Below are 9,659 nucleotides of genomic sequence, written 5' to 3' on the forward strand. Positions count from 1 at the left end.
GTTTAACACCCACCCCTCCTTTATATACCCCACCCGCTTACCCGGGGGGTGCGCGGGGGGGCCCGCCCCCCCCTCCCCGCCCGGGGGGGCCCGGCACCGTCCGTTTCCCTGCACGTGCCCGACCACCCGCCCCTCGACTCAACGTTCCGACGGGAGCTCCGACTTGCCCCGCCGCCCCACCGGCTGGACCCTCGCACTCGGCATCGCCCTGCCGGTCGAGGCCGCCACCACGCTCGCCCTGCCCGCCGCGCTCGCCGCGGCCGTCGACGCCACCCTCGGCCACCGGCCCGGGCCCGGCGCCTTCGTACGGCTCGCCCTCGTCCTGGGCGTGGCCGCCGCAGCCAATGCCACCGCCGCCGCGGCCGGCCCGGCCTGCTCCGCCGAGGCCACCGCCGCCCTGCGCGGGCGTCTCGTCCGCCACCTGCTCGCCCTCGGACCCGGCGGCCGGCTCCGCCACGGACCACCGCCCGGCGACCTCGCCGCCCGCCTGCTGGGCTCGGCCGGCGACGCGGGCGGCCGACTGCCCGCCGTCCTCGGCGCGGCCACGGCGCTGCTCACCTCGGCGGGCGCGATCGTCGGGCTCGGGCTGCTGTCGCCGTGGCTGGCGCTCGCCTTCTTCGCGGGCGTCGTCCCCGGCGTGGTGCTGATCCGGCTCTTCCTGCGCGAGGCCGGGCCGGTGTTCGCCCGCTACCAGGAGGTCCAGGCCGACCTTGCCGCCCGGCTCAGCGGCGCCCTCACCGGGCTGCGCAGCATCCACGCCGCCGGTGCCGAACAGCGCGAGGCGGCACGGGTGTTGGCGCCGCTGCCGGGCCTGTCCGCCGCCGGGCACGCGCTCTGGGCGGCGCAGCGGCGCACCGCCTGGCAGGCCACCCTGCTGATCGCGGTGGTCGAGGTCGCGGTGCTCGCCACCGCCGGGACCCTCCTCGCCGAAAGCACCCTGGCCCCCGGGGCGCTCGCCGCCGCGGCCGGCTGGGCTGCCCTCGGCGCCGGGCTCTTCGAGCAGGTCGAGGCGCTGGTCGCGGTGGCGCACGCCCGCGCCGGGCAGGCCCGGGCCGACGAACTGCTGGCCGTCCGCCCGGCCGACCCCGGCCGGGCGGCCCTCCCCGTCGGCGGCTACGGGGAGGTCGTCCTGCGCGGCGTGGTGGTGCGCGACGGCGACCGGGTGCTGCTCGGCCCGCTCGACCTGACGATCCCCGGCGGCCGCACGGTCGCACTGGTGGGGCGCTCCGGCTCCGGCAAGTCCCTGCTGGCCGCGCTGCCCGGGCGGCTGCGCGACCCCGACGAGGGCGCCGTACTGATCGACGGTGTCCCGGTGGACGCGCTGGCCCCGTCCGAACTGCGGCACGCGGTCGGCTACGCCTTCGCCCGGCCCGCCCTGGTCGGCCGTACGGTCCGCGACGCGCTGGCCGGCGCCGGCCCAGCCGAGGCGGCGACCGCCCGCGCGGACGGCTTCCTCCAGCGGCTGCCCCGGGGCTGGGACACCCCCCTCGACGAACTCCGGCTCTCCGGCGGCGAACTGCAACGCCTCGACCTGGCCCGACTCCTGGCCCGACCCGCCCGGGTCGTCGTCCTCGACGACGCCACCTCGGGCCTGGACCTCGCCACCGAGTACCAGGTCAGCGAGGCCCTCGACCGCGCCACCCTCGGCCGCACCCGGCTGGTGGTCGCCCACCGCGCCGGGGTCGCCGCCCGCGCCGACCTCGTCGCCTGGCTCGACGCCGGCCGCCTGCGCGCCCTCGCCCCGCACACCACCCTCCTCGCCGACCCCGACTACCGCGCCGCCCTGTCGGACACCGCCCTCCAGACGGCCTCCGCCTGATGGCCCGCCACCGCGCCCCGTCCGACGGCGGCGCAGGAAGTCGGCCCGATCGACTTCCTGTGCACCCAGCCACCCCGGCGCCACCCGGCCCGAGACGTCGGCGCCGGCCCGGCGCGGGCCGAATGCCCGGCACCGGAAGTCGGCGGCGCCGACTTCCCGCGTCCGCCTCCCCCGGATGGGCGCTGCTGTTCCGGCAACTGGCCGTCACGCGCGGGCCGCTGCTCCGCCTGCTCGGCTGGTCCGGGGTGGAGGCGCTGCCGCCGCTGCTGTCCGGGCTGTTCGTCTCGGCCGCCGTCGACCAGGGGTTCCTGGCCGGGCGGCCGGGGGCCGGGGTGGCCTGGCTGGCCGGGTTCGGCGCCGCGATGGCCGTCCGGGCGTACGCGGCGCGGGCCGGGTTCCCGCACCTGGCGGGGGTGGTGGAGCCGTTTCGGGACGCCCTGGTCGAGCGGGTGGTCCACAGCGCGCTCGCCCGGCCGTCGGCGGATCCGGCCGAGGTCGCCCGGCTCACCGAACAGGTGGAGTCCGCACGGCAGTTGACCGCCACCCTGCTGCGCACCCTGCGCGGCGTCGGGGTCACCCTGGTCGCCGCCCTGGCCGGCCTGGCGCTGCTGGCGCCCGCCGTCCTGCCGCTGGTCCTGCTGCCGCTGCTCGCCGCCGGGTTCCTCTTCTTCCGTCTGCTGCGCCCGCTGGTGGCGCGGCGGAGGGCGGTCGTGCTCGCCGAGGAGCGGCTGGCTGCCGAGGCGGGGCGGGCGCTGCACGGGTTGCGCGACGTGCAGGCCACGGGCACCTGGGAGCAGGTCGCCGAGGCGCTGACCGGGGCCGCCCGGGCGAGCGCCGCCGCCGCCCGCGCCCTGGGCCGGGCTTCGGCCCTGCGCGCGCTGGTCGTGGCCCTCGGCGGCCGGCTGCCCGTCCTGGCCGTCCTCGCCGCCGCGCCGTGGCTGCTCGCCCGCGAGGCCCTGACCCCCGGCGAACTGCTCGGCGTCGCGACCTATCTGCTGCAGCAACTCGACCCGGCGGTCAGGACGTTGGCGGGTACGGTCGGCGGCTGGCTGCTCAACCTCGCCGTCGTCCTGGACCGCCTGGCCGCCACCACGAGCGACCCCCCGGCGGACGCCGCCCCCGGCGCGCTGCCCGGGAGAGCCCCGGGGCAGGAGCCGGAGGTGCGGGTCAGCGGGTTGGGGTTCGGGCACGGCGGGGCCGGGGCGCCGGTGCTGGAGGGCCTGGAGTTCGGGTTCGGGCCCGGGGAGCACGTGGCCGTGGTGGGGGTGAGCGGGGCGGGGAAGTCGACGCTGGCGGCCCTGCTGGCCGGGGTGCTGGCGCCGACGGGCGGGGCCGTGTCGGTGGGCGGGGTGCGGCCGGACGGGCCGGCGGGGGCGGCGCGGGCGCGGCTGGTGGCGCTGGTGCCGCAGGAGGCGTACGTGTTTCCGGGGCCGGTGCGGTCCAACCTGACCTGGCTCTCCCCGGAGGCCACGGAGGAGCAACTCGCCCGTGCCGTCCGCTTGCTGGGGGCTGATCGGCTGGTCGCGCGGCTGGGCGGCCCGGAGGCCGTCCTGCGCGATCCGGGCGTGTTGTCGGGCGGGGAGCGGCAGTTGCTCGCGCTGGTGCGGACGTATCTGTCGCCGGCGCCGGTCGTGGTGCTGGACGAGGCGACCTGCCACCTGGACCCTCGTACGGAGGAGCGGGTCGAGCGGGCGTTCGCCGCCCGGCCCGGGACTCTCGTCGTGGTCGCGCACCGGATCAGTTCGGCCCTGCGCGCGGACCGGGTGCTGCTGCTGGACGGCGGGCGGGGGGTGCTCGCCCGGCACGGCGATCTTCAGGTGCTGTCCCCGCTGTACCGCGAGTTGGTCGGTCACTGGCTGGGTTCGACGGCGGGTCGCGCGTCATGATCTCGATAGGATCTCGTCCGTTCCGGCCGTTATGGTGGCCGGGGCACGGGCCGCGATCACCGGCTGTGGCGCGTACCGAGCGCCCGATCGGGGACCCGACCGCGCGCCGCCAAGCGCCGGCCGGGCGCCGATGACCTGCACCCTCCGCACGGAAAAGACGATTTCTGATGTCCGACACCCTCACCGACACCACCGGACCCACGGCCAACGGGACCGACGCCGACGAGAGCACCGCCTGGGACACCTCGTCGCACGGCCGGCACCGGGGCCGGTCCGCCGCCGACGACACGCCCGAGGCCGACCCGCACGGCCGGCACCGCGCCGCGGCGGACCGGGGCTGAGCACACCCGCACCGGGAGGGCCCGGCGGGGGGGGGCACCCCCCGGCGGGCCCTCGTCGCGTCCTGGGTCCTGGGTTCGGGGTCCTGGGTCCCGGGTCCTGGGTTCGGGGTCCTGGGTTCGGGGTTCGGGGAGGGCGCGCGGCTCAGCGCCCCAGCGTCACGACCGTCCGCAGCGCCTCGCCGCTGCGCATCTGGGCGATCGCCTCGTTGACGTCCGCCAGGTCGACGCGGTGGCTGATCATGCCGTCGAGGTCGATCCGCCCGGCCCGCCACAGGTCGACGACCAGGGCGATGGTGCGGGCCACCGGCGCCCCGCCGTAGAGCGAGGGCAGCAGGCGCTTCTCGTTGAAGAACAGCTCGCCCATGGTGAACTGCGCGAGGTCGTCCTGCGCGCCGGCGCCGATCACCACGACCGCGCCGCCGCGCCGGGCCGCGTCGTAGCCGGCCCGGACGGTCGCGGACCGGCCGACGGCCTCGAAGACGTAGTCGAAGCCGCCGCCGGGCAGGCCCTTCGCCGCCGCCTTGAGGTCCTCGGGGGCGATCGCCTCGGTCGCGCCGAAGGCCAGTGCCCGCTCGCGGCGCGAGACGACCGGGTCGACGACGGTGATCCGGGCGGCGCCGCAGACCCGGGCGCCCTGCACGGCGGCGACCCCGACCCCGCCCGCGCCGATCACCGCGACGGAGGCGCCGGGTTCGACCCGGGCGGTGTTGACGGCGGCGCCGACGCCCGTGGTCACCCCGCAGCCGATCAGCGCGGCGGCCTCGTACGGCAGGTCGGCGGGCACCTTGATGACGGCGTCCGCGGCGACCACGACCTCCTCGGCGAACGCCCCGGTGCCGTAGAACCCGGAGGCCTCGACCGCCGCGCCGCCGTCCTCGAAGCGGAAGCCGGGCGCGCCGAGCCGCCGCAGGCTGGCGATGCACAGGTGGCCGCGGCCCCGCTCGCAGTGCGCGCAGCGGCCGCAGGGCGCCATCCAGCAGAGCACCACGCGGTCGCCGGGGGCGAGGCCGGTCACGCCCTCACCGACCTCCACGACCTCCCCGGCCCCCTCGTGCCCGGGGACGAACGGCGCGGGCTGCGGCAGGACGCCGCTCATCGCCGAGAGGTCGGAGTGGCAGAGGCTGGCGGCGCGCATCCGGACCCGTACGGCGCCCGGACCGAAGCCGACGGCCGTCACGTCCTCCCGGACGTCGAGGGTCTCCTGGCCGGTCTTGTGCAGGACGGCTGCGCGCATGGGGCTGCTCCCGGTGTGCCTCGTGTGCTCGGTTTCCACGGTCGGGCCCGATTCTGACACGGGCGACCCGACCCGACTAGAACACGTTCCAGGGCCGCTGTGGTCCACCCCTCTACCGTCGAGTAGGGTCCGGGTCGAACGCGTTCGCGCACGTCCCGAGCCCGAGGAGCACCGTCATGTCCGACCTGCTGGAGAGTGTCCGCCCGGCGGCCGAGGTGCTGGCGGCGTTCGAGGCGGCCACCGGGTTCATGCCGGTGGACGAGGGGCTGGCGCTGTACGCGGCGGCGGTGACGGCGGCGCGGCGCACCGGTCTGCCGCTGCTGGAGATCGGCACCTACTGCGGCCGCTCGGCGGTCCTGCTGGCGGCGGCCGCCCGGGAGGCCGGGACGACCGCGCTGACGGTGGACCACCACCGCGGCTCGGAGGAGCAGCAGCCCGGCTGGGAGTACCACGACCCGACGCTGGTGGACCCGGAGGTGGGGCTGATGGACACCCTGCCGCGGTTCCGCCGGACGCTGCACGCCGCCGGGCTGGAGGAGCACGTGGTGGCCCTGGTGGGCCGCTCGCCGCGGATCGCGGCGCTGTGGGGGCGGCCGCTGGCCCTGGTGTTCATCGACGGCGGGCACACCGACGAGCACGCGACCGGCGACTACGAGGGCTGGGCCCCGCACCTGGCGCCGGACGGGCTGCTGGTGGTGCACGACGTGTTCCCGGACCCGGCGGACGGCGGCCAGGCCCCGTACCGGGTGTACCTGCGGGCGCTGGCCGAGGGCTTCGAGGAGGTCTCGGTGACGGGCTCGCTGCGCGTCCTACGCCGGACCGCCGCGAGCTAGCCGCCCGCCCTAGCCGCCCACCGCCCGATCCGCCGAGCGGCCCCACAGCCCTGCACGGATGCTCTAACGTCGTGCCGGAGCTGTCGGGCGGAGGTTCGAACGGTACGGTGTCCGCGCAGCACCAGGCAGAGCATCGGCGGACGGTGGGGGCTAACGGTGGGGGCTAGCGGCACATGACGGACCAGCACAACACCGCTCCGGCAGTCTGGGACCCCACCGCGCGCGGCGGCGCGGGCGGCTGGGTGCGCGGCCCGCAGCGACCCGCCGAGCCCACCCCGGCGCAGCCGAACCCGGCGCAGCCCGCCCCCGCTCAGCCCACCGCCGGCGCCGTCGGGGACCAGGGCCCGCCGCTGGGCGCCCGCCCGTACCTGGCCGCCCCGCAGCCGCCGTCCGTGCCGCCGCCGACGCCGTTCCCCTCCCGCGCGTCCGCGCAGACCCCGGGCCCCGGCTACGTGTCCGGCGAGGCCCCCGGCCCCGGCTACGTGTACCCGCCGCAGCCGCCCGCCGGCCCGCAGCAGCCCCCGTACGTCCCGTACCCGGGCCAGCCCGACTACCCCACCGGTTACCCCGCCGACCAGCCCACCGGCTACGAGGACCTGGACGACGAGGACCGCCCGAGCAACCGGAAGGCGCCGCTGCTGATCGGCTTCGCGCTGCTCCTGGTGGTGGCGGTCGGCGGCGGCCTGCTGGTGGCCGCCCGGAACAGCGGCGACAAGAAGGACCAGGCCTCGCCCGCCCCGCCGTCCGCCTCCGCGACGTCCACCGGGAACCCGCCGACGGGCCCGGCGCCCACCGGAACGGACGCCGCGCCGAACGGCGCCACCGACCCGGCCTCGTCCGCCGCGGCGCCGTCCCCGACCGCGAGCGGTGCCGGCGCCAACGCCAAGACGCAGGCGCAGGCCCTGGACGGCCTGCTCACCGAGGGCGAGAGCGCGAAAGCCCCGATCGGCAGCGCGGTCGCCAAGGTGAGCAGCTGCCCGGCGAAGGCCGACATCGAGAGCGCGGCGCAGGTGTTCGACAACGGCGCCAAGCAGCGCGACGGACTGCTGCGCAAGCTCGCCGGGCTGAGCGCCTCCGACGTGCCGGGCGGCGCGGACGCGATGGCGTCGCTGAAGTCCGCCTGGCAGCTGTCGGCCGACATCGACCGGGCGTACGCGAACTGGGCGCGGGCGGTCGCCGGCCAGGGCTGCTCGGGCTCGGCCCCGAACACCGCCGACAAGAAGCGGGCCGACGAGCTCAACCCGCAGGCCACCCAGGCGAAGAAGGACTTCGCGGGGAAGTGGAAGCCGATCGCCGACACGTACGGCCTCACCCCGCGCACCCAGGATAGGATCTGATCCACCCGTGACCGGCCCGAACTCCCGCCCGCCCCGCCGTTCCACCCTGCTGCGCGCCACCACGGCGGTGGGCGCGGCCGTTCCGCTCTGCCTGGCGGGCTGGCTGGGCTGGCAGTCCCTCGGCCACTCCGCCGCGGTGGGCGGCACCGCCGCACCGGCCACCTCCCCGACCGGAACCGCCACGCCGGGCACCACCGCACCGGAAGCCACCACCCCGGAAGCCACCACCCCGGAGGCCACCGCACCGGGAACCACCCCGCCGGGAACCCCCGCCCCAGCCCAGACGCCGAACACGCCCGCCCCGTCGGACACCCCGGTCTCCCCCACCGCGCTCACCGGCCGCACCATCGTGCTCGACCCCGGCCACAACCCCGGCAACTCCGCGCACACCGCCGAGATCAACCGCCTGGTCGACATCGGCAACTCCCGCAAGCAGTGCGACACCACCGGCACCGAGACCAACTCCGGCTACACCGAGGCCGAGTACGCCCTGGACGTCTCCCACCGGGCCCGCGAAATCCTGGCCGCCCGCGGCGCGACGGTGGTGCTGGCGCAGGACGGCGACCGCCCGTGGGGCCCCTGCATCGACGAGCGCGCCCGGGCCGGCGCCGACGCGCACGCCGACGTGGCGCTGTCGGTGCACGGGGACGGCGGTCCGGCGGGCGGCAGCGGGTTCCACGTGATCCTCCCGGCGAAGGTGGCGGCCGGGAAGGCGGACAACGCGGCGATCGTGGAGCCCTCGCGCCGGCTCGGCCTGCTGCTGCGCGAGCACTTCCGCGCCGCGACGGGCGAGCCGTACGCGGACTACACCGCGAGCGACGGCCTGGACACCCGCTCCGATCTGGGCGGCCTGAACCTGTCCACGGTGCCGAAGGTGTTCATCGAGTGCGGTAACATGCGCAACCCGGTGGACGCCAAACGGATGACGGATCCTCAGTGGCGGCAGCGGGCGGCCCAGGGGATCGCCGACGCGCTGACGGCGTATCTGACCACCCGGTAAGGGAGTTGGGCCGGGGCGGCGGACGGCGTGCGCGCCGCCCGGGTCGCGCCTTTGGCAACGACTTCGCCCCATTCCCGGTCCCGCCGTGCACCGGCGGTGCGGTTGGGCCTAGGCTTCTGGTCCGTTCGGGAGTTTCGGCCGGTCAGCCCGACCGCACGAACCGCCGTCCACGACACGTCAACGAGGGGAACGTTAGTGAATCTGCGCGCTCTCACCAGGGGAGACGCCGCCGTCGCCGGCGCGGCCGTCCTGCTCTTCATCGCCTCCTTCCTGCCCTACTGGACGGTGGACTGCACCGGCCGGTACTGCGGCGACACGTCGCAGAACGCGTGGAGCACCCAGTTGTTCCCCATCCTGCCGTCGATCTACCTGCTCGGCATCGCCGCCGCGGTGCTGATCCTGCTGCACCGCTTCCAGGGCGAGGCCGCGGCCGGGCGCCAGGTGCTCGGCCTGCGGCTGGACCAGTGGGGCATCGCCTTCGCCGTCGTCGCGCTGTGGACGGCGCTGTGGTCGCTGGGCGGCGGCCCGGCCGGCGGCAGCTTCGGGCACGGCTTCGGCGCCTGGCTCGGCCTCATCGCGCTGATCGTGCTGGCCGGTGCGGCCGCGGCCGCGCCGCTGGTGCCCGCGCTGAAGGCCCCGCTGGTCGCCGACCGTCCGGCGGCCGTCCCCTACCAGGGCGGCTACCCGGCCCCGGGCCAGCCCGGCCAGCCGGCGCAGCCCGGCCAGTACGGCTACCCGGCCCCGGGCCAGGACCCGAACCAGGCCCCGGCGTACGGCGCCCAGCCCGGTGGCTACGGCTACCCGGCGGCCGGCCCGCCGCGCCCGGTGCAGGCCGGGCACCCCCCGGACACGGCCGCCGCCCCGCAGCCCGTCCCGGCCGCGCAGCCGCAGCCGAGCCCGGCCGCCCCGGCGGCCGACTTCGCACCGTTCTGGTTCGCCGTCCCGGCCCCGCGCTCGCTGGCGTCGAAGGACAACCCGGCGGGCGCCCCCGTCGGCGAGCTGGTGCCCGGCACCTGGTACCTGGCGGTCGAGCAGCGCGGCAGCGCGCTGGTCGCCCAGCTGCAGGACGGCACCGTCGGCCTGCTGGCCGACACCTCGGGCATCCAGCGCGGCTGACGCCCCCGCCAGTACGACGAAGGGGGGGGGGGGGGGGGGGGGCCGGGCCCCCCCCCGCGCGGGGGCGGCGCGGCGCCCCCCCCCCCGACCCCC

8 protein-coding genes are annotated in these 9,659 nt (G+C 77.4%); 7 read left to right on the top strand and 1 reads right to left on the bottom strand.

What is annotated here, in order from left to right; genetic code table 11:
• Nucleotides 1-163: 163 nt before the first annotated feature.
• The 3 genes from ACFV6I_RS06470 to ACFV6I_RS06480 all read left to right on the top strand — a co-directional run bounded on the left by ACFV6I_RS06470 (nt 164) and on the right by ACFV6I_RS06480 (nt 4,046).
• Nucleotides 164-1,819 (top strand): ATP-binding cassette domain-containing protein, encoded by a 1,656-nt coding sequence (locus ACFV6I_RS06470; RefSeq protein WP_380423747.1) that lies wholly within the window; start codon nt 164-166, stop codon nt 1,817-1,819.
• 122 nt (nt 1,820-1,941) lie between these two features.
• The gene (locus ACFV6I_RS06475) at nt 1,942-3,705 is read left to right on the top strand and encodes an ATP-binding cassette domain-containing protein (protein ID WP_380423748.1); all 1,764 of its coding nucleotides are present in this window, start codon (nt 1,942-1,944) and stop codon (nt 3,703-3,705) included.
• A gap of 167 nt (nt 3,706-3,872) precedes the next feature.
• Entirely contained in the window at nt 3,873-4,046 is a 174-nt protein-coding gene (locus tag ACFV6I_RS06480; RefSeq protein ID WP_380423749.1) for a hypothetical protein, read from the top strand.
• A gap of 142 nt (nt 4,047-4,188) precedes the next feature.
• On the opposite strand, the gene ACFV6I_RS06485 is transcribed toward ACFV6I_RS06480, so the two are convergent.
• Nucleotides 4,189-5,280, bottom strand: coding sequence for an alcohol dehydrogenase catalytic domain-containing protein (locus ACFV6I_RS06485; RefSeq protein WP_380423750.1), 1,092 nt, complete (start codon nt 5,278-5,280; stop codon nt 4,189-4,191).
• A gap of 176 nt (nt 5,281-5,456) precedes the next feature.
• On the opposite strand from ACFV6I_RS06485, the gene ACFV6I_RS06490 reads away from it, so the two are divergent.
• The 4 genes from ACFV6I_RS06490 to ACFV6I_RS06505 all read left to right on the top strand — a co-directional run bounded on the left by ACFV6I_RS06490 (nt 5,457) and on the right by ACFV6I_RS06505 (nt 9,566).
• Complete coding sequence (locus ACFV6I_RS06490; RefSeq protein WP_380370540.1) at nt 5,457-6,113, top strand: class I SAM-dependent methyltransferase; 657 nt, start codon at nt 5,457-5,459, stop codon at nt 6,111-6,113.
• Nucleotides 6,114-6,286: 173 nt separating this feature from the next.
• Nucleotides 6,287-7,450 carry a hypothetical protein gene (locus ACFV6I_RS06495; protein WP_380423751.1) on the top strand — a complete coding sequence of 388 codons (1,164 nt, stop codon included), beginning with the start codon at nt 6,287-6,289 and terminating at the stop codon, nt 7,448-7,450.
• A 7-nt stretch (nt 7,451-7,457) separates the two neighbouring features.
• Nucleotides 7,458-8,450 (top strand): N-acetylmuramoyl-L-alanine amidase, encoded by a 993-nt coding sequence (locus ACFV6I_RS06500; RefSeq protein ID WP_380423752.1) that lies wholly within the window; start codon nt 7,458-7,460, stop codon nt 8,448-8,450.
• Nucleotides 8,451-8,645: 195 nt separating this feature from the next.
• The gene (locus ACFV6I_RS06505; protein ID WP_380423753.1) at nt 8,646-9,566 is read left to right on the top strand and encodes a hypothetical protein; all 921 of its coding nucleotides are present in this window, start codon (nt 8,646-8,648) and stop codon (nt 9,564-9,566) included.
• Nucleotides 9,567-9,659 lie beyond the last annotated feature (93 nt).

This window comes from Kitasatospora sp. NPDC059803 (assembly GCF_042732255.1).
GTDB lineage: Bacteria > Actinomycetota > Actinomycetes > Streptomycetales > Streptomycetaceae > Kitasatospora.